The organism is Parviterribacter multiflagellatus, from assembly GCF_056863265.1.
Genome location: NZ_JBXPIZ010000008.1, coordinates 59533 through 77990, shown reverse-complemented (window position 1 = coordinate 77990; position 18458 = coordinate 59533). Strand labels below are relative to the sequence as shown.

The window sequence follows — 18458 nt, the reverse complement described above, 5'->3', positions numbered from 1 at the left end:
TGATGATCGATCGCGAGCAGGTTCTGCACGTCGCCCGCCTGGCCCGGCTGGAGCTGACCGACGACGAGGTGCAGAGCATGAGCCACGAGCTCTCCGGCATCCTCGGCCACATCGAGAAGATCGGCGAGCTCGACCTCGACGGCGTGCCCCCGACGTCCCACGTCGTGGAGGTCTCCAACGCCCTCCGTCCTGACGAGCCGCGACCGTCGTTCCCGCGCGACGTGATGCTGGCCGCCGCGCCGCAGGTCGCCGACGACGGCTTCGCCGTGCCGAGCCCGCAGGCATGAGCGCCGATCTCATCGCCCTCACCGCCGCCCAGGCGGTCGAGAAGATCCGCGCGGGGGAGACCACCGCCGCCGACGTCTACGAGGCGTACCGCGCGCGTGCGGCCGCGGACGAGCTGAACGCGTTCGTCCACGTCCCCGACGCGACGCCCGCCGACCTGCCCGGCACCGACACGCCGCTCGCCGGCCTGCCCGTCGGCGTCAAGGACCTCTTCTGCACCGAGGGCCTGCCGAGCCAGTCCGGCTCGAAGATCCTCGAGGACTACCGCCCGCCGTACACGGCGACGGTCGTGCGCAAGCTGCAGGAGGCCGGCGCGTCGATCCTCGGCAAGACCAACCAGGACGAGTTCGCGATGGGCTCGTCGAACGAGAACTCGGCGTTCGGCCCGGTCCGGAACCCGTGGGACCGCACCCGCGTCCCGGGCGGCTCCTCCGGCGGCAGCGCCGCGGCGGTCGCGGCGGGGCTCGTCCCGTGGGCGCTCGGCACCGACACCGGCGGCTCGATCCGCCAGCCCGCGGCGCTCACCGGCATCGTCGGCCTCAAGCCCACGTACGGCTCGTGCTCGCGCTACGGGATGATCGCGTTCGCGAGCTCGCTCGACCAGGCCGGGCCGCTCGCCCGCGACGTCACCGACACCGCGCTGCTCTTCAAGCACATGGTCGGCCGCGACCACTGCGACTCGACCTCGCTCGACTACCCGGAGGAGGTCCGGCTCCCGTCCGCGACCGACTTGCAGGGCATCCGCCTGGGCGTCCCGGAGGAGCTGAGCGGCGAGGGCATCGAGCCCGGCGTGCTCGACTCCTTCAACCGCGTGCTCGACCTCGCCCGCGAGCTCGGCGCGACGGTGGAGAGCATGAAGCTCCCGCACGCCCCGCACGCGCTGAGCGCCTACTACGTGCTCGCGCCGGCGGAGGCGTCGTCGAACCTCGCCCGCTTCGACGGCGTGCGCTACGGCCTGCGCGCCGAGGGCACGACCGACCTGCTGTCGATGTACACGAAGACCCGCCACGACGGCTTCGGCCCCGAGGTCAAGCGGCGGATCATGCTCGGCACGTACGCGCTGAGCGCCGGGTACTACGACGCGTACTACGGGCGCGCGCAGCAGGTGCGGACGAAGATCGCGGAGGACTTCAGCACGGCCTTCGAGCAGTTCGACTTCATCGTCACCCCGACCGCGCCGACGGTCGCGTTCGGCCTCGGCGACAAGACCGACGACCCCTGGGCGATGTACCTCAACGACTTCTGCACCGTGCCGATCTCGCTCGCCGGCATCCCGGCGATCTCGATCCCGTCCGGCCTGTCCGAGGGGCTGCCGGTCGGCTTCCAGATGGCGGGCCCGGCGTTCAGCGAGAACCGCATCCTCGACGCGGCGTTCGCGCTGGAGAAGGCCATCGGCTTCGACGGATCGAAGGCGCGCGCATGAGCAAGGTCGAGTGGGAGCCCGTCATCGGGCTGGAGATCCACGTCCAGCTCGCGACGAAGACGAAGATGTTCTGCTCGTGCCAGCTCGGCTTCGGCGAGCCGCCGAACACGCGCACCTGCCCGGTGTGCCTCGGCCTCCCGGGCGCGCTGCCGGTCGTCAACGCGCGGGCGATCGACTACGGGCTGCTGATCGGCCTCGCGATGGGCTCCAAGCTCGCCGACCGGTCGATCTTCCACCGGAAGAACTACTTCTATCCGGACAACCCGAAGGCGTACCAGATCAGCCAGTACGACGAGCCCCTCTGCAGCGGCGGGCAGCTCGGCGACGTGCGGATCCACCGCGTGCACCTGGAGGAGGACGCGGCGAAGCTCGTCCACGGCGGCGGCACGGGGCGCATCCACGGCTCCGCGACCAGCGTCGTCGACTTCAACCGCGGCGGCACGCCGCTGGTGGAGATCGTCACCGAGCCGGACGTCCGCGACGGCACGCACGCGCGCGAGTGGCTGACGATGCTCCGCGAGACGGTCCGCCAGCTCGGCATCTCCGACGTCGACATGTCGCAGGGCTCGCTGCGCTGCGACGCCAACGTCTCGATCCGGCCCAAGGGCGAGTCGAAGTTCGGCACGAAGACCGAGCTGAAGAACATGAACTCGTTCGCCTTCCTCGAGCAGGGCGTCAAGGCCGAGATCGCGCGCCAGATCGCGATCAAGGAGGCCGGCGACGAGGTCGTGCAGGAGACGCTCCACTTCGACCCGCGCACGGGGGCGATCACGTCGCTGCGCTCCAAGGAGGAGGCGCACGACTACCGCTACTTCCCGGAGCCGGACCTCGTCCCGATCGCGATCACGCAGGAGATGCTCGACCGCGCGAAGGCCGCGCTGCCCGAGCTGCCGATGGCGCGCGCCGACCGCTACGAGCGCGAGCTGTCGCTGTCGACCGACAACGCCCGCGACCTCGCGTTCCGCCCCGAGGTGGCCGCGTACTTCGAGGCCGCGGCGTCGAACGGCGCGCCGGCGCAGACGGTCGCGAACTGGCTGCTCAACGAGCTCGGCCCGCGTCTGGGCGACGTCGAGCCGCAGGACTCCAAGGTCTCCCCGGAGGCGTTCGGCTCGTTCGTCGGGCTCGTCGCGGGCAAGAAGATCACCCCGACGGCGGCCAAGCAGGTGCTCGACAAGCTCGTCGCCGAGGGCGGCTCGCCGGAGGCGATCGTCGAGGCCGAGGGCCTCGGCGCGATGGAGGCCGGCGACGAGCTGTCCGGCATCGTCGACGCGGCGCTGGCCGCGAACGCCGACGCGGCGGAGAAGATCCGCGGCGGCAACATGAAGGCGATCGGCCCGATCATCGGCCACGTCATGCGCGAGACCAAGGGCCGCGCGGACGGCGGCGAGGTCACGCGCCTCGTGCGCGAGAAGCTCGGCCTCTGACCACGGGTTGACGCAGCGCGGCGTGTGACCGAGGTCACGCGCCGCGTGTGCCAGCCTGGATGGACGTGGCAACCGCTTCGCGAGAGAACCCCAGGCCCGAGCCGCGCTCGGGCGGCGGGCTGTCCCTGCAGACGCTCGCCATCGCCAGCGCCGGCTCCGTCGCCGCCGCCGTCTTCACCCACATGATCTGGACCGGCGGCGCGATCGTCGGCGCCGCCATCACGCCGATCATCGTCGCGCTCGTGAGCGAGGCGCTGAAGAAGCCGGCGCAGGTCATCACCGCGGTCACGCCGGTCACCAAGCCGCGCCGCAGCTACGGCGGCGACGAGCAGACCGACGTCCCGCGCACCGGCGCCGGTGCGCCGATGGCGCCGCCGCCCGAGGTCGCCGAGGAGCCTTACGCGCCGACCGCGCGCCGCCGCCGCGAGGAGGACCGGTTCGGCATCTGGGAGGCGGACCAGCGCTCGTTCTGGGACCGCATCAAGGGCCGCCCGCTCAAGATCGCGATGGCCACCGGCGCGCTCGCGTTCGCCATCGGCGCCCTCGCGCTCACCGCGACCGAGCTCGTCTTCGGCGGCTCGGTCGGCGGTGGGGGAGACCGCACCACGATCATCCCCGGCAAGCAGCGCTCCTCCGACACGGACAAGAAGACGACGACCGAGACGACCGAGACGACGCAGACCACGGAGACCGCTCCCGCCGAGACGACGGAGACGACGCCGGAGGAGGAGCAGACCGAGACCGTCCCGACGACGCCGCAGACGACGCCGCAGACCGTCCCGACCACCCCGGTGACGCCGGCGCCGCAGAGCGAGACGGTCCCGACCACGCCGCAGGAGACCCCGCCGCCGGGCACCGCGACGACGCCCGGCGGGACCGCGGCGCCGCCTGCCGGATAGCTTCTCCCGGACGATGCACGCCACCGCCGCCATGACCGACGCCGCCCGCGACCCCGAGCCCGACCAGCGCCCGAGCGGCGTCCGCGCGTGGCTGGAGGTCTACGGCCTGCGCGCGCTCATCGGCGCGTTCGGCGTGCTCGCCGCCGTGGGCGTGATCCTCACCGACGACCAGGATCCGATCGTCTTCGCGATCCCGGTCCTGGTCGCGACCACGGTCATCGTCGGCGCGCTGACGTTCGCCGGCTCGGACGCGCGCCGCTACCAGCAGGTCGCGCGTGAGACCGGGCTGACGTACGACGGCGTGCGGCCGGTCCCGGGCGTCACCGCGATCCTCCGCGACGACCACGCGCCCGCGCACATGGTCAGCGGCGACCTCGACGTGTACGGCCCGGACGTGCGGATCGCGTTCCTGAAGACGCGCCTGGTCGCGCTCGTGGACCTGAGCGAGGAGCCCGCCGGTGCGCGCACGTCGCTGGACGACGCGAGCCGCGCGTGGCTGGCCGACCACCCGCTGCGCCCCGAGGCGGAGCTCGAGGACGAGACGCTCGTCGTCGGCGTCGCCCGCACCGCGCCGCCGCGCCAGCTCCTGGAGCTGACGCGCGCGCTCGTCGCCCGGCTCTAGCCCTCCGCGAGCGCCTTCGCCTGGCGCTTGGCGACCTTGTCGCACGCCTTGACGGCGAGCGCGAGGTGCTCCTCCGCGAGCGGCTCGGCCCGCTTGGCGAGCGCCCGCGCCGCGTCGTCGCCCGTCGCCTTGGCGAGCCGCCGCACGACCTTCCACTGCACGAGCGCGAACGCCGCCTCGGCGGCCAGGGCCTGCAGCGCGTCGAGCCCGTCGGCGTCGTCGAGCCGGCCGCCCTGCGCCTCGCTCTCGACGTCCCGCAGCCGCCGCGACCGCGCGGTCAGCCGCGCCCGGCTCGCCGGCGACCCCGCGACGACCAGCGCGTTCACGTCCTCCTGCACCACGGCGAGGTCGGCGTCGACGGCCTGCAGCTTCTTGGCGAGCTTGCCGGACGCCACGTGTGCGGCGGCGTCGGCGGCCGCGGCGCGCACGGCCTGGGTGAGCCCCAGCGCGTCCGCGAGCTCGAGTCGGGTGGTCTCGGTCATGCCCAAGCCGCTACCCCGCGCCGCCCGCACCAACCCGCCGCCACTGGTCCAACCAGTCTGCGCAGCTGGTCCAACCAGTGCGGAGGTGGCGCACGGCGGGTGTGGCGCGGCGCGCGCGACAGGCGTAACGTGGCGAGGCATGAGCCGACTCATCCGCATGGACCAGACCGGCCACACCGAGCTGGCGACGTGGGACGCGGCCGACCCCGCGTCGGTCGAGGCGGCGGTCGAGGCGTTCCGGCGCGAGCTCGACCGCGGCTACTTCGGCATGGTCACCACCGGCCCCGGCCACGCCGAGCAGGTGAAGGAGCTGCCGGTCGACGCCGACACGGTGATCCTGCGCCTGCCGATCAGTGGCGGCTGAGCCCACCACCGCCGCGCTTCCCGAGCGCGCCGGCGTCCCGTGGCGCCGCACGGTCGACGAGCGCGCGCTCGCCGCGTACCGGCGCGCGTGGACGGCGACGACGCTCGCGCACGTCGTCCCGTTCTGCGTCACCGCGGTCGTGCTCGTGCTGATCGAGCCGTGGCTCGCGCCGATGTCGCTCCTCGCGCTCGCGCAGGCGTGGATCATCCCCGAGCTGTACGCCAACCGCGGGGCGAAGGTGATGCGTCCGCGGCCCCGTGCGGACGGCGCCGCCCACACCACCGCGCTGGGCCTGCTCGGCGACCTCCTCGGCCACGAGCAGCGCGACCTCTACACGCGCACCGGCGCGGTCGTCGAGCCGGGCCGGCTCGGCACCTGGGTCGTGGGGGAGCAGGGCGCGCTCCTGGTCGACCGCCGCACCGTCTACGCGTTCTGCGTCCGCGTCGCCGACCCCGACCTGCCCGGCCCCGACCGCGTCGCGCACCTCGTCCTCGCGCTGCGCACCGACGAGCAGGGCTTCGCGACGGTCGCCAACCGCGCGTTCGCGGGCGCCGCCTGGCGCATCCGCCGGCGCCTCCCGTGGCCGACCCGCGCCGCGCTCGACCACGCCCGCGCTGGACATCCGGGAGAACCGCGCGGCTGACAGTTCCGACCGGCGGGCCGTGGTGGCAACGGTCAGGAGGACCGACCATGCTGTTCATGACCGCAACGACCGCCGCAGCCGCCGCCAACCGCGTCCTCCTCGTGCCGGAGGCACGCTCCTCCGCCGCCGGGCCGCACGCCCAGAAGATCCGCCGCTACCGCCTCGCGCGCCTGCGGCTCCTCGAGCGCCGCGACCAGCAGGCCCTTCGTCACCCGCAGCTCACGCGCGCCTACGACTGACACGCTCGCGCGGGCACCTTCCCCGCGCGAGTAAGCTGGGCGACATGGCCTCGGACGTCGCCCAGAAGCTCATCGCCATCGTGGTCCTCGCGGTGGCGGGCTGGTTCCTCCTGAAGGTCGTCATCGGCCTCGTGGCCGGCCTGGCGACGATCATCGCGGTGGTCCTCGCGATCTTCGCCGTCTTCTGGGCCCTCAACCGGCTCTGACGCGCGGATGGCCTACCTGGTCATCGCCTTCTTCTTCGGCCTCGCCGGCGGCGCGGTGGGGAAGATCAAGGGGTCGAGCTTCTTCCTCTGGTTCCTCATCTCGGCGATCCTGCCGTTCGTCGGCCTGCTGGCCGCCATCTTCTACCGCGTGGAGCTCGACGAGCCGCGCCGGCAGTGCCCGGGATGCGGGAAGATCGTGAAGCTCCACGAGGCCCTCTGCACGCGGTGCGGGACCGAGCTCGAGTGGACCGACGAGGTCACCGTGATCCCGCCGGAATCCGCAGCCGCCGCGCGGTAAGCTGGACTGCTCCGGCCGCCTTCCGGCGGCCGATTTCCGTTCCATCCCGTCCCACCCGCACGGAGGTCCAGCAGCAATGCGAGCCGTCGACGCCATCATGGAGTGCCTCAAGGCCGAGGGCGTCGACACCGTATTCGGGTACCCGGGCGGCGCCAACATGCCCACGTACGACGCGTTCTACGACGCGGGCATCCGCCACATCCTGGTCCGGCACGAGCAGGGCGGCGGCCACGCCGCCGAGGGCTACGCGAAGGCGACCGGCAAGGTCGCCGTGGCCCTGGGCACGTCCGGACCCGGCGCGACCAACCTGGTGACCGCGATCGTCGACGCGATGATGGACTCGGTCCCCGTCGTGTTCATCACCGGCCAGGTGAAGACCGAGCTGCTCGGCACCGACGGCTTCCAGGAGGCGGACACGATGGGCATCACGATGCCCGCCGTGAAGCACTCGTGGATGATCACCGACCCGCGCGAGATCCCGCGCGTGCTGCACGAGGCGTTCCACGTCGCGCGCACGGGCCGCCCCGGCCCGGTCGTGGTCGACATCCCGACCGACCTGTCGCGGATGGACATCCCGTACGAGCCGGTCACCGACGTCCACCTGCCCGGCTACCAGCCGACGGTCGAGGGCAACGCCAAGCAGATCCGCCAGGCCGCGAAGGCGCTGGCGTCCGCGCGGCGGCCGGTCCTCTACGTGGGCGGCGGCGCGCTGGACGCGCACGAGGAGCTGCGCGCGCTCGCGTCGCACGGCCGCTTCCCGGTGACTTGCACGCTCAACGGCCTGGGGACCTACCCGGCGCCGGACGAGCAGTGGCTCGGGATGCTCGGCATGCACGGGACGCGCACCGCGAACTACGCGATGGACGAGGCGGACCTGATCTTCGCGATCGGCGCCCGCTTCGACGACCGCGTCACCGGCAAGCTCTCCGAGTTCGCCCCGCGCGCGAAGTTCATCCACATCGACATCGATCCGGCCGAGATCTCCAAGAACGTGCCGGCGCACATCCCGATCGTGGGCGACGCCAAGCGCATCCTGGCCAAGCTCAACGCCGAGTACCGGGCGCTGGAGGCCGACTCCTCGCGCCTGGAGGACTGGTGGAGCCGGATCAACTCGTGGCGGGAGAAGCACCCGCTGCGCTACGACGACCCGGACGGCGACGAGATCAAGCCGCAGGCCGCGATCGAGGCGATCTACGCCGCGACCAACGGCGACGCGATCGTGACCTCCGACGTCGGCCAGCACCAGATGTGGACGGCGCAGTACTACCACTTCAACCGGGCCCGCCAGTGGATCAACTCCGGCGGCCTGGGGACGATGGGCTTCGGCCTGCCGGCGGCGCTCGGCGCGGCCGTCGGGTGCCCGGACAAGACGGTCGTCTGCATCACCGGCGACGGCTCGATCCAGATGAACGCCCAGGAGTTCGCGACCTGCGCGGACAACGGGATCCCGGTGAAGACGTTCATCCTGAACAACGGCTACCTGGGCATGGTCCGCCAGTGGCAGGAGCTGTTCTGGGACCGGCGCTACTCCGAGGTGACGCTGGGCGGCAACCCCGACTTCGTCAAGCTCGCCGACGCCTACGGGTGCACGGGCTTCCGGGTGTCGGAGCGGTCGAAGCTCGACGAGACCATCAAGGCCGCGCTGGAGACGGACGGCCCCGTGATCGTCGACATCCGCGTCACGGCGGAGGAGAACGTGTACCCGATGGTCGCGCCGGGCGCCGCGGCCCGCGACATGGTGGGCTGATCGAGATGGGCGAGCCGGGCACCAAGGAGCTGCTGAGCCTCGAGGACCTCGAGGCGGCCGCGTCGCTGCGCACGGGGCGCAAGCACACGCTGTCGATCCTCGTCGAGAACAAGCCCGGCGTGCTCACGCGCATCGCCGGGCTGTTCGCCCGCCGCGGGTTCAACATCGACACGCTCACCGTCGGCCCGACCGACGAGGACCAGCTGTCGCGCATCACGCTGACGCTCGACGGCGCGATGCACCCGATCGACCAGGTCACCAAGCAGCTCCACAAGCTGGTCAACGTCCTGAAGATCCGCGACCTGGAGCCGAGCGAGACCGTCTCGCGCGAGCTGGCGCTGTTCAAGGTCGCGATCAACGACGGGCACCAGCGCGCCGAGGTCATGCAGATCACCGAGATCTTCCGCGGGAAGGTCGTCGACGTGACGAAGCGCTCGATGATCGTCGAGGTCACCGGGACGACCGACAAGATCGAGGCGTTCGAGAACATGGTCCGCCCGTTCGGCCTGATCGAGATGATGCGCACGGGCGAGATCGCCATCGCCCGCGGCCGCGGCGAAACCTGATCTGGCGGGGTCTCGCCGCGCCTGGAACGACCGAGCGAAGGGGCACCGGCCTGGCGGCCTAACGCCCTTCGCCCGGCCGTCCCAGCCGCGACGATGGCCCTCGCCAGATGGCGTTGATCAGCTCGTCGGGATCGCGGCGAGGTGCGCGGCGAGCGTGTCGCGCACGGGGGTGGGCGGGCGGCCGAGGAGGCGTCCGAGCGTGGGGTCGACGACGTCGAACTCGCCGGCGCGGCTGGCGGCGAACATGCCGACCAGCAGCGTGGCGCGGTCGTGCGGCACCCCGCGCCCGACCAGCTCCGCGTGGTACTCGTCGTCGCTGACGGTCACGCGCTCGATCTCCCGGCCGCTCAGCTCGGACGCGATCGCCGCGAGGGCGGCGAAATCGAGCGCCTCCGGGCCGGTGAGCGGGGCCGTCGCGCCCGCGAGGGCCGGGTCCCCGTCCTCTGCGGCCAGCGCGATCGCCGCGGCCTCCGCGAGGTCGGCGTGCGCGGTCCAGGAGACCGGCCCGTCGGCGGGCGCCACCAGCCGGCCCGTCTCGAACGCCTGCTCCATGAACATCACCGCGCTCGCCGCGTAGAACCCGTTGCGCAGCGCGGTCCACGCGCGGCCGGAGGCCGCGAGCTCCGCCTCGGTGGCGGCGTGGTCGGGCATGGGCGCGAACGCCGAGGACGGGCGTGCGGCCTGGTGGCTCGTGTAGAGGACGCGCTCGGCGCCCACGGCGTCTGCGGCGGCGATGGCGTTGCGATGGAGGGTCATCGCCGCGGTGCCGGTCGTCGCGGCCGAGACGACGAGCACCCGGCGCGCGCCGGCGAACGCCTCGGCGAGGCTCGCGGGATCGGAGAAGTCGCCCCGGCGGACCCGCACGCCGCGGACGCGCAGGTGGTCGGCCTTGCGCGGGTCGCGAACGCTCACGCCGATCTGGTCGGCGGGGACCCGGGCCAGGAGATGGTCGACGATCTGCGCGCCGAGCGCGCCGGTGGCGCCGGTGACGATGAGCATGGCTGCGGACCTCCAAGGCGGTAGCGACGGTGCCGCGATCACGTTAGCAGTGGAACGAATCGCTGCTACCGGCGCTCGCGTTCCAGCGCTATCCTCTGCTGCGGCATGCCGGTCGCCGACGCCACCGACCCGCGCGGGCGGATCCTCTCCGCCGCTGCGCGCCTGCTCGCCGAGGGCGGGTTGGACGCCCTCACGACGCGCGCGGTCGCCGGCGCAGCCGGCGTGCAGGCTCCTGCGATCTACCGCCTCTTCGGCGACAAGGCGGGGCTCCTCGACGCCGTCGCCGAGCACGTCTTCGCCGAGTACGTGCGCGAGAAGGCGACCCGCGTGCGCAGCGACGACCCGGTCGCGGACCTGCGCGCGGGGTGGGAGCAGCACGTCGCCTTCGCGCTCGCCAACCCCGCCGTCACCACGCTGATGTACGGCACCGCGCCGGGGCGGGACGCGTCGGCCGCCGTCGTGGCCGGGGAGGCTGTGCTGCGCGAGCACGTGCGCCGGATCGCCGTCGCAGGGCGCCTGCGCATGAGCGAGGAGCGAGCGGTCGCGCTGCTCGCGGCGACGGGACGCGGCCTCGTGCTGAGCCTCCTCGCGGTCCCCGCCGAGCGCCGGGATCTCGGGCTCTCGGCCGTCGCCTGCGACGCGGTCGTCGCTGCCATCGCGAGCGATCAGCCGTCGACCGCGACGCCCGGCCCCGTCGCCGCCGCGGTCGCGCTGCGGGCCTCGCTGCCGGACGTGACCGTGCTCAGCGCGGCCGAGCGGCGGCTGCTCGCCGAGTGGCTCGACCGGCTCGCCGGGGCGTGACGCGCCGGGCGGCGCGCGGTCAGGGACGGGCCGACCTATCCTGGCCGGGATGATCTCCGTCGCGTCGAGCACGCTCGCCCCGCGTCTGCGCTCTCGGGTGGAGGAGGGCGTCGCGCGGGCACGCTCCCGGGGGCGTGCGGTGCTGGTGGGCGTGACGGTCGACGTCGCGCCGCAGACCGATCCCGCGGCCGTCGTCGTGGCGTCGCGCCAGGGCGACGAGCCCTGGTTCCTGCTCGAGCAGCCCGACCGGGACGGCGCCGCGCTGGCGACGCTCGGGTGCGTGACCGCGATCGAGCCCTCCGACGCCGGCCCGGAGCGCTTCCGCGCCGCCGCGCGCGCCTGGCGCAAGCTCGCGCGCGAGGCTGTGGCGGACCCGATCGCGGGGCCGCGGGGGAGCGGGCTGGTCGCGGTCGGCGGGTTCTCGTTCGCGGAGGCGGGCGGGGCGTCGCCGCCGTGGGCCGGGTACGCGCCGGCGTCGCTGCAGGTGCCCGAGGTCGCGCTGGCGCGGCGGGGGAGCGAGGTGCAGCTGACGCTGGCCGCGCTCGTGCAGCCCGACGACGACGCCGGTGCGGTCACCGCGCGGCTGGTCGACCGTGCCGCGTCGCTGCGCGCCGACAAGCCGCTCCCGCTGCTCGACCCCGATCCGGTCGGCCGCTTCCGCGTCGTGTCGACGATGCCGCCCGAGCACTACGAGGCCGCGGTCGCCCGCGCGGTGGAGCACATCCGCGACGGCGCGTTCGAGAAGATCGTGCTCGCCCGCGAGGTCGAGGTCCACGCGCCTGCCGCGCACGACGCCGCCGCCGTGTTCGGCGTCCTGCGCGAGGCGTTCCCGGCCTGCAACGTCTTCGTCGTCGGCCGCGGCGACGCCGCGTTCATCGCCGCGTCGCCCGAGCTGCTCGTGCGTCGCGACGGCCAGCGCGCCGCGTCGCTCGCGCTCGCCGGCTCGGCCCGCCGCTCCGCCGACCCCGCGGTCGACGACCACCTCGGCGAGCAGCTCATGCAGTCGTCCAAGGACCGCGAGGAGCACGAGATCGTCCGCCGCCGCATCGAGCGGACGCTGAAGCCCCATGCGGTGTGGGTGACGTCGAACGACGAGCCGGTCGTCGTGAAGGTGCTCAACATCCAGCACCTCGCCACGCCCGTCCGCGCGCAGCTCACCAAGCCGGTGCCGGCGGTCGAGCTCGTCGGCCTGCTCCACCCGACCCCCGCCGTCGGCGGCGAGCCGCTGCGCGACGCCGCGCCGATGATCCCCGCGCTGGAGGGCATGGACCGCGGCTGGTACGCGGGCCCGGTCGGGTGGACGGACGCGAACGAGGACGGTGAGTTCTGCGTCGCGCTGCGCAGCGCGCTCCTGCGGGGCAACGTCGCCCGCTGCTACGCGGGTGTCGGCGTCGTCGCCGACAGCGACCCGGCCGCGGAGCTGGCAGAGACCGAGATCAAGCTCGCCGCGCTGCTGCCCGTCCTCGCGGGCTAGGCGCCGTCGAGCTCGTCGAGCTGCTCGCGCAACCACGCCTCGGTCACGGCGTTGATGCGCCGGCCGAGGTCGACCGTGGGGTGGAAGGGGGAGCCCTCCGGTGCGGCGCGGATCGCCGCGTCCACCTCCGCGAGCATCGCCTGGTGCTCCGCGAGGTACGCGAGCTCCGTCTCCAGCACGGCGCGACGATCGTCCGGCGGCAGGAGCCGCAGCATGAACCACCGCAGGACGGTCGGGTTGCGCTGGTGGCGCGGCGGGTCCGGCTCCATGAGCCACCGTCGCAGCTCGCCGCGGCCGGCATCGGTCAGCGCGAACGTGCGGCTGCCCCGCGCGCCCTCGCCCACGACCTCCACGAACCCCTCGTCCGAGAGCCGGCCGAGCTCGGGGTAGATCTGGCTGTGCGAGGCATGCCACGCGTTGGCGAGCGAGCTGTCGAACTTCTGCGCGAGCTCGTAGCCGGTGGCGGGCTGCGACGCGAGCAGGCCGAGAACCGCATGGCGGAGCGACATCGCGGGTCATCCTACCGGTCGATGTCGACATGTAGGACTTGACATGTTGGATACGACGTGTCAGGTTCGACATATGGACACGACGACCCTGACCCCGACCCGGCAGCGCCTGCTGATCGCCGCCGTGATGTCCGGCCTGCTCCTCGCGATGCTCGACCAGAGCATCGTCGGCACCGCGCTCCCCGAGATCATCCGCTCGCTCGGCGGGGAGGACCTCTACGTCTGGGTCGTCACCGCGTACCTCGTTCCGGCGACCGTCTCGCTGCCGGTGTACGCGCGGCTGTCCGACCGCTACGGCCGCCGCCTGCTCCTGCTCATCGGCATGGTGCTCTTCCTCACCGGCTCGGCGCTCAGCGCCTCGGCCGGCTCGATGGAGGAGCTGATCGCCTGGCGCGCGCTGCAGGGCCTCGGCGCGGGCGCGCTCGAGGGCCTCTCGTTCATCCTCGTCGCCGACCTGTTCGGCGGCCGGCGCAACGCGGCGCTCCAGGGCGCGCTCGCCGGCCTGATGGGCGTGAGCTTCATCGCCGGCCCGCTGGTCGGCGGCTTCCTCACCGACCAGGTCGGCTGGCAGTGGGTCTTCCTCGTCAACCTGCCGATCGGGATCGCCGCGCTCGCCGTCGTCGCGACGGTGCTGCCGAAGCAGATCGGCCGCAACGAGGACCGGCGGACGCCGCTCGACCTCACCGGCATCGCGCTTCTCACCGCGGCGGTCGGCCTGCTGCTCGTCGGCCTCAGCGAGCGCACCCACGCCGACGCGACGACGGGCGAGCTGCCCGCGTGGACCGCGCCCGAGACCGGCGGCTTCGTGCTCTCCGGCCTGCTGCTCCTCGTCGCGTTCGTGGCCAACGAGCGCCGGGCCGCCGCCCCGATCGTCCCGCTCGCGCTCTTCCGCGACCGGCGCACCGCCGCGATCCTCCTCGCCGCCGGCACCGGCGCGTTCGGCCTCTTCGCCGGCGTGCTGCTCCTGCCGCGCTACTACCAGGCCGTCCGCGACGTCAGCGCGACGCACTCGGGCCTGCTCATCTACCCGCTGCTGCTCGGCCTGCTGGTGTCGGTGAACGTCGCCGGCATGGTCGTCATGCGCCGCCTGGACTTCCGCGGCCCGCTGCTCGTCGCGCTCGCGATCGCGTCGCTCGGCGCCGTCGGCTTCGCCACCTTCGACGCCGACACGCCCGACTGGCTCGCGCTCGTCTTCATGGCGCTGACGGGCGCCGGCATCGGCCCGCTCCTCAGCGGGCTGCAGATCGCGATGCAGCAGTCGGTCCCGCCGCAGGCCATCGGCGGCGCGCTCGGCACGCTGATCCTGCTCCGCCAGATCGGCGGCGCGGTCGCGCTCGCGGCGGCCGAGACGGTCTACAGCTCCTCCACCCACGCCGGCAACGGCGCGGCCGCGGCCACCGGCACCGGCGTCTTCGTCGTCACGCTCGCCGGTGCGGTCCTCGCGGCGGGCGCGCTCGCGTTCCTCCTCCCGCGCGGCGCGGGGAAGCTCGCGCCGCCGCCCGGCTACGCGGCCGCGGCGGGGACGGCGGCGTAGCCGTCGCGCGTCACGACCAGCTCGCCGGCGTGGGCCCGCTCCCAGGCGCGGATGCGCAGGAAGTCCGCGCCCTGGCCGAGCGCCATGCCGAAGAGCAGCCCGGAGACCGACGGCGACAGCAGGCCGCACGCCGCCAGCAGCGTGAAGAGGACCAAGGTGCCGACGCCGAGCGGCCGGTTGCGGAGGTCGACCTCCCCGGCCGGTCGCGCGGCGCGGTCGGCCTCCCGCAGCATCGACGTGACGCGCGGGCGCGAGACGAGCGCCCACCAGCCGGCGCCGGCGACGACGGTGGTGATGGCGATGCCGAGCGCCGTGCCGGCGTCGTCGACGATCAGCCCGAGCCCGAGCGCGAGGAACCCCGCGACGAGCGGGATGATCGCGCTGCGCAGGTACCAGGGGCGCATGCGGAAGGCGGTCATGTGGCGTAGGTCTCCCAGACCTGGCGGTGGAGGGCGCGGTTCTGCTCGCGGTCCGTGCGGACCTCGATGATCGTCGTGCGGTCGGCGCGCAGCGCGTCGCGCAAGGCGCCCCGGAACGCGTCAAGCGTGCCGGCGACGACGTGGCCGCAGCCGTACAGCGCGGCGGCGTGCGCGAGGTCGCGCCCGTGCGGCGTCGCGACGTGCTCGACGTACGCGTCGCGCTCGGCCTCCGACGATGCGATGGGCAGGAACTCGAAGATGCCGCCGCCGTCGTTCTGCAGCAGCACGATCGTCAGCGGCAGCCCGTAGCGCGACGCGGCGAGCAGCCCGCCGACGTCGTGGAGGAACGCCACGTCGCCGATCAGCAGCGCGGCGCGGTGCCCTGACGCGGCCACGCCGAGCGCGGTGGAGATCGTCCCGTCGATGCCGTTCGCGCCCCGGTTCGACAGCACGCGCGGCGGCTCGCGGCGGACGGGGAAGAAGGTCTCGACGTCGCGGATCGGCATCGACGCCGCCACGACGAGCGTCACGTCGGACGGCAGCGTCGCGCCCAGCTCCCGCGCCACCCGCGGCTCGCTCAGCTCGTCGCGCAGCGTGCCCTCGATCGCCAGCTCGGCCGCCGCGTCGGCGCGGCGCCACGCGCCCAGCCAGTCGGGCGCGGCGGGCTCCAGGCGGTCGCTCGGCAAGAACGGCGGCTCGGGCGGCCCGTCGCCCAACGCGCCCTGCGCCAACGCGGCCAACGCCGTCGCCGGGTCGCCCGGGACGACCGCCGACAGCACGCCGTCCGGGTCGTGCCAGACGCCCGCGGGGTCGAAGGCGACCTGCGGGACCTCGGCCGGCAGCGCCGCGAGCCACGCGCGCAGCGGCTTGGAGGTCGGCAGGTCGCCGACGCGCACGACGACGTCCGGCGCCAGCTCGTCCCCGGCGGTGCGCAGGATGCCGTCGTAGTGCGCGATCGCGGACGTGCCGCGCCGCGCGCCCGATAGCGGGTCGGCCAGCACCGGCCAGCCGATCGCCTCGGCGAACCGCTCGACCGCCAGCCCGACCGGCGACGCGCCCTCGTACCGGCCCGCGACGACGACGCCGCGCCGGCGCCCGCGCAGGACGCCCGACAGCTCCAGCGCCGTCCCGCCCGGCGAGCCGGGATGGATGCCGCGCACGATCCACGGCGCGCCGTCCGGGCGCCCGGGCGGCGGCTCGGGCGTGTCGGCCGGCGGCACGAGCGGGTCGCGCAGCGGGAAGTTCAGGTGCACGACGCCCGGGTGGCCCTCCAGCGCGGTCCACACCGCGCGGCAGGCCAGCGATCGGATCCACCGCACGCGCTCGGGCGTCGCCTCGTGGTTGCCGACCTCGACGAACCACTTCGCGGCGCTCCCGAACAGGCCGATCTGGTCGATGACCTGCCCGGCGCCGACGTCGCGCAGCTCGGGCGGGCGGTCGGCGGTGAGGACGAGCAGCGGCACGCCGGCCTCGGCCGCCTCGTGCACGGCGGGCGCGTAGTTGGCCGACGCGGTGCCCGACGTGCAGGCCAGGACGGGCACGCGGTTGGTCGCCTTCGCCAGTCCCAGCGCGAAGAAGGCGCCGGAGCGCTCGTCCACGTGGGAGAACGAGCGGATGCGGGAGTCGCGCACCAGCGGCAGGACCAGCGGCGTCGAGCGGGAACCGGGGGACGTGCACGCATGCGTCACCCCGCACCGCGCGAGCTCGTCGACGAACGCCCGCAGGAGGACGTGCTGATCGTGCGCCTGCTGCTGCTCCATGGCTTCACGGCCACCGGCCGTGGTTGGGACCCGCTCCGGCGTCATGTCGACCGGGCAATCTACGACGACGTGGCCGCTCCTGACCTGCGCGGCCACGGCGACGCGTCCGGCGTGCGGCCCGCGACGATCGAGGGCTGCGTCGACGACCTGCGCCAGTCCGCCCCCTACGCGCTGGCCGGCTACTCGATGGGCGGGCGGGTCGCGCTCCACCTCGCGCTCGCGCAGCCGGAGCTCGTCGAGCGGCTGATCCTCATCTCCACCACCGCGGGGATCGAGGACCCGGCGCTGGCGGCCGAGCGCCGCGCGCACGACGAGGAGCTGGCCGAGGGCCTGGAGCGCGCGGGCATCGAGCCGTTCGTCAAGTGGTGGGGCGGGCAGTCGCTCTTCGCGGGCCAGACGCCGGAGGTGAGCGCCGCCGTGCGCCGCGACCGCCAGCGCAACACGGCCGCCGGCCTGGCCGCGTCGCTGCGCGGGATGGGGACCGGCGCGATGGAGCAGGTCTGGCCGCGCCTGCACGAGCTGACGATGCCCGTGACAGTGATCGTGGGGGAGCGCGACGCGAAGTTCCGCGCGATCGGCGAGCGCCTGCAGCGCGACCTCCCCGACGCGCGCCTCACGGTCATCGCCGGCGCGGGCCACGCGGTCCACCTCGAACAGCCCGAGGCGGTCGCCGCCGCGATCAACGCGGCATGACTTCGACTCGCATTGCGAGTCGAAACCGTGCCGGGTTGCGGTTAGGGGAGGCCGAGCCCGGGCGCGTCGGGCACGCTGATCGCGCCGCGCTCGACGGGGAGCACGCGCTCCATGCCCTCGAACATCCCCAGCGTCGCCAGGCCGCACGGCACCAGCGACCGCCCGCCGCTCGCGAGCGCCGCCGCCGCGTGGACGGCCGCCGCGATCCCGATCGGGCCGTCGAAGGTCGAGGTCAGGTAGGGCTCGGCGCCGGTCGCCCGCACGAGCTCGGCCGAAGCCAGCAGTCCCGACACGCCCCCGCAGCGCGACAGCTTCAGCGCCACCGCGTCGGCCGCCGCCGACGCCAGCGCCCCCGGCTCCGCCGCCGTCTCGTCCATCGCCACCCGCACCGCGACCGCCCGCCGCACCTGCGCCAGCTCGTGAACCCCGTGCACCGGCTCCTCCACGAGCTCGATGCCAGCGGGGGCCAGCGCCGCGATCGATGCGATGGCCTCCTCGACGTCCCACGCGCCGTTGGCGTCGACGCGCAGCGCGACGTCCGGCCCGGTCGCCGCGCGCACCGCCGCCAGCCGGCCCGCGTCGTCGCCCACGCCGACCTTCACCTTCACGCACGCGAACCCGGCCCGCACGGCCTCCAGCGCCGCGCCCGCGGCGCCCGCGCGGTCGACGGCTCCGATCGTCGCGTTGACCGGCACCGCCGCGGCGGGCAGGTCGGTCAGCAGCTCGCACAGGGGCCGGCCCTCGCGGCGCGCGGCCCGGTCCCACAGCGCGACGTCGACCGCCGCCAGCGTCTGGGGGAGGTCGGCGATCTCCCGGCACAGCTCCAGTACGCGCGGGCCGCCGAGCGCGTCGGCCTGCTCCAGCACGGGCCGGTAGGCCTCCAGCGCCTGGCGCGCGATCTCGAACGGGACGCCGTCGTAGGGCTCGAGCGGCGCGGACTCCCCGCGCCCGGTCACCCCGTCGCCGCCGGTCAGCGACAGCTCCAGCACCGGCCGCTCCCGCAGCTCCCCCCACGCGGTCCGCAGCGGCGTGCGCAGGCGGAACGTGCGGGGCTCGACGGTGACGACCATG

Annotated in this window: 22 protein-coding genes; 16 read left to right on the top strand and 6 right to left on the bottom strand. The window is 74.2% G+C overall.

Features of this window, described 5'->3' with window-relative positions; translation table 11 throughout:
• Nucleotides 1-2: 2 nt before the first annotated feature.
• From gatC to AC1UE5_RS17655, 5 genes are all read left to right on the top strand, one after another.
• Entirely contained in the window at nt 3-287 is a 285-nt protein-coding gene (gatC, locus tag AC1UE5_RS17675; protein ID WP_482925905.1) for an Asp-tRNA(Asn)/Glu-tRNA(Gln) amidotransferase subunit GatC, read from the top strand.
• Complete coding sequence (gene gatA / locus AC1UE5_RS17670) at nt 284-1708, top strand: Asp-tRNA(Asn)/Glu-tRNA(Gln) amidotransferase subunit GatA (RefSeq protein ID WP_482925903.1); 1425 nt, start codon at nt 284-286, stop codon at nt 1706-1708. The genes gatC and gatA overlap by 4 nt, the downstream gene beginning before the upstream one ends.
• Nucleotides 1705-3132 carry an Asp-tRNA(Asn)/Glu-tRNA(Gln) amidotransferase subunit GatB gene (gatB, locus tag AC1UE5_RS17665; protein WP_482925901.1) on the top strand — a complete coding sequence of 476 codons (1428 nt, stop codon included), beginning with the start codon at nt 1705-1707 and terminating at the stop codon, nt 3130-3132. The genes gatA and gatB overlap by 4 nt, the downstream gene beginning before the upstream one ends.
• A 65-nt stretch (nt 3133-3197) precedes the next feature.
• Nucleotides 3198-4031, top strand: a complete 834-nt coding sequence (locus AC1UE5_RS17660; protein WP_482925899.1) for a hypothetical protein — start codon at nt 3198-3200, stop codon at nt 4029-4031.
• 13 nt (nt 4032-4044) lie between these two features.
• Nucleotides 4045-4653, top strand: coding sequence for a hypothetical protein (locus AC1UE5_RS17655; protein WP_482925897.1), 609 nt, complete (start codon nt 4045-4047; stop codon nt 4651-4653).
• Here the strand turns inward: AC1UE5_RS17655 and AC1UE5_RS17650 are convergent.
• Nucleotides 4650-5135, bottom strand: a complete 486-nt coding sequence (locus AC1UE5_RS17650; RefSeq protein WP_482925895.1) for a hypothetical protein — start codon at nt 5133-5135, stop codon at nt 4650-4652. The genes AC1UE5_RS17655 and AC1UE5_RS17650 overlap by 4 nt on opposite strands.
• Nucleotides 5136-5274: 139 nt before the next feature.
• Here AC1UE5_RS17650 and AC1UE5_RS17645 point away from each other — a divergent pair, with 139 nt between their 5' ends.
• From AC1UE5_RS17645 to ilvN, 7 genes are all read left to right on the top strand, one after another.
• Complete coding sequence (locus AC1UE5_RS17645; RefSeq protein WP_482925893.1) at nt 5275-5499, top strand: hypothetical protein; 225 nt, start codon at nt 5275-5277, stop codon at nt 5497-5499.
• Nucleotides 5489-6142, top strand: a complete 654-nt coding sequence (locus tag AC1UE5_RS17640) for a hypothetical protein (protein WP_482925891.1) — start codon at nt 5489-5491, stop codon at nt 6140-6142. The genes AC1UE5_RS17645 and AC1UE5_RS17640 overlap by 11 nt, the downstream gene beginning before the upstream one ends.
• A gap of 56 nt (nt 6143-6198) precedes the next feature.
• Nucleotides 6199-6381 carry a hypothetical protein gene (locus AC1UE5_RS17635; RefSeq protein ID WP_482925889.1) on the top strand — a complete coding sequence of 61 codons (183 nt, stop codon included), beginning with the start codon at nt 6199-6201 and terminating at the stop codon, nt 6379-6381.
• Nucleotides 6382-6425: 44 nt separating this feature from the next.
• Entirely contained in the window at nt 6426-6587 is a 162-nt protein-coding gene (locus AC1UE5_RS17630) for a hypothetical protein (protein ID WP_482925887.1), read from the top strand.
• 7 nt (nt 6588-6594) lie between these two features.
• Nucleotides 6595-6885 carry a hypothetical protein gene (locus tag AC1UE5_RS17625; protein WP_482925885.1) on the top strand — a complete coding sequence of 97 codons (291 nt, stop codon included), beginning with the start codon at nt 6595-6597 and terminating at the stop codon, nt 6883-6885.
• Between the two features lie 76 nt (nt 6886-6961).
• Nucleotides 6962-8632, top strand: coding sequence for a biosynthetic-type acetolactate synthase large subunit (gene ilvB, locus AC1UE5_RS17620; protein WP_482925883.1), 1671 nt, complete (start codon nt 6962-6964; stop codon nt 8630-8632).
• 5 nt (nt 8633-8637) lie between these two features.
• Nucleotides 8638-9198, top strand: coding sequence for an acetolactate synthase small subunit (ilvN, locus tag AC1UE5_RS17615; protein ID WP_482925881.1), 561 nt, complete (start codon nt 8638-8640; stop codon nt 9196-9198).
• A 117-nt stretch (nt 9199-9315) separates the two neighbouring features.
• On the opposite strand, the gene AC1UE5_RS17610 is transcribed toward ilvN, so the two are convergent.
• A complete protein-coding gene (locus AC1UE5_RS17610; protein WP_482925879.1) occupies nt 9316-10197 on the bottom strand; it encodes an NAD(P)H-binding protein in 882 nt (293 codons plus the stop codon).
• 105 nt (nt 10198-10302) lie between these two features.
• Here AC1UE5_RS17610 and AC1UE5_RS17605 point away from each other — a divergent pair, with 105 nt between their 5' ends.
• Nucleotides 10303-10998: a TetR/AcrR family transcriptional regulator gene (locus AC1UE5_RS17605; protein ID WP_482925877.1), complete on the top strand. Its 696-nt coding sequence runs from the start codon at nt 10303-10305 to the stop codon at nt 10996-10998.
• A gap of 49 nt (nt 10999-11047) precedes the next feature.
• Nucleotides 11048-12472, top strand: coding sequence for an isochorismate synthase (locus AC1UE5_RS17600; RefSeq protein ID WP_482925875.1), 1425 nt, complete (start codon nt 11048-11050; stop codon nt 12470-12472).
• On the opposite strand, the gene AC1UE5_RS17595 is transcribed toward AC1UE5_RS17600, so the two are convergent.
• Nucleotides 12469-12981: a helix-turn-helix transcriptional regulator gene (locus AC1UE5_RS17595; RefSeq protein ID WP_482925873.1), complete on the bottom strand. Its 513-nt coding sequence runs from the start codon at nt 12979-12981 to the stop codon at nt 12469-12471. The two genes, AC1UE5_RS17600 and AC1UE5_RS17595, sit on opposite strands and share 4 nt — an antisense overlap.
• 73 nt (nt 12982-13054) lie before the next feature.
• Between AC1UE5_RS17595 and AC1UE5_RS17590 the strand changes: the two genes are divergently transcribed.
• Nucleotides 13055-14515: an MFS transporter gene (locus tag AC1UE5_RS17590; protein ID WP_482925871.1), complete on the top strand. Its 1461-nt coding sequence runs from the start codon at nt 13055-13057 to the stop codon at nt 14513-14515.
• Here the strand turns inward: AC1UE5_RS17590 and AC1UE5_RS17585 are convergent.
• Nucleotides 14485-14934 carry a putative peptidoglycan glycosyltransferase FtsW/RodA gene (locus AC1UE5_RS17585; protein ID WP_482925869.1) on the bottom strand — a complete coding sequence of 150 codons (450 nt, stop codon included), beginning with the start codon at nt 14932-14934 and terminating at the stop codon, nt 14485-14487. The genes AC1UE5_RS17590 and AC1UE5_RS17585 overlap by 31 nt on opposite strands.
• The gene (gene menD / locus AC1UE5_RS17580) at nt 14931-16694 is read right to left on the bottom strand and encodes a 2-succinyl-5-enolpyruvyl-6-hydroxy-3-cyclohexene-1-carboxylic-acid synthase (protein ID WP_482925867.1); all 1764 of its coding nucleotides are present in this window, start codon (nt 16692-16694) and stop codon (nt 14931-14933) included. The genes AC1UE5_RS17585 and menD overlap by 4 nt, the downstream gene beginning before the upstream one ends.
• On the opposite strand from menD, the gene AC1UE5_RS17575 reads away from it, so the two are divergent.
• The gene (locus AC1UE5_RS17575) at nt 16614-17387 is read left to right on the top strand and encodes an alpha/beta fold hydrolase (RefSeq protein ID WP_482925865.1); all 774 of its coding nucleotides are present in this window, start codon (nt 16614-16616) and stop codon (nt 17385-17387) included. The two genes, menD and AC1UE5_RS17575, sit on opposite strands and share 81 nt — an antisense overlap.
• A 41-nt stretch (nt 17388-17428) precedes the next feature.
• Here AC1UE5_RS17575 and AC1UE5_RS17570 read toward each other — a convergent pair whose 3' ends face one another.
• Nucleotides 17429-18457: a mandelate racemase/muconate lactonizing enzyme family protein gene (locus AC1UE5_RS17570; RefSeq protein WP_482925863.1), complete on the bottom strand. Its 1029-nt coding sequence runs from the start codon at nt 18455-18457 to the stop codon at nt 17429-17431.
• Between the last annotated feature and the right edge of the window lies 1 nt (nt 18458).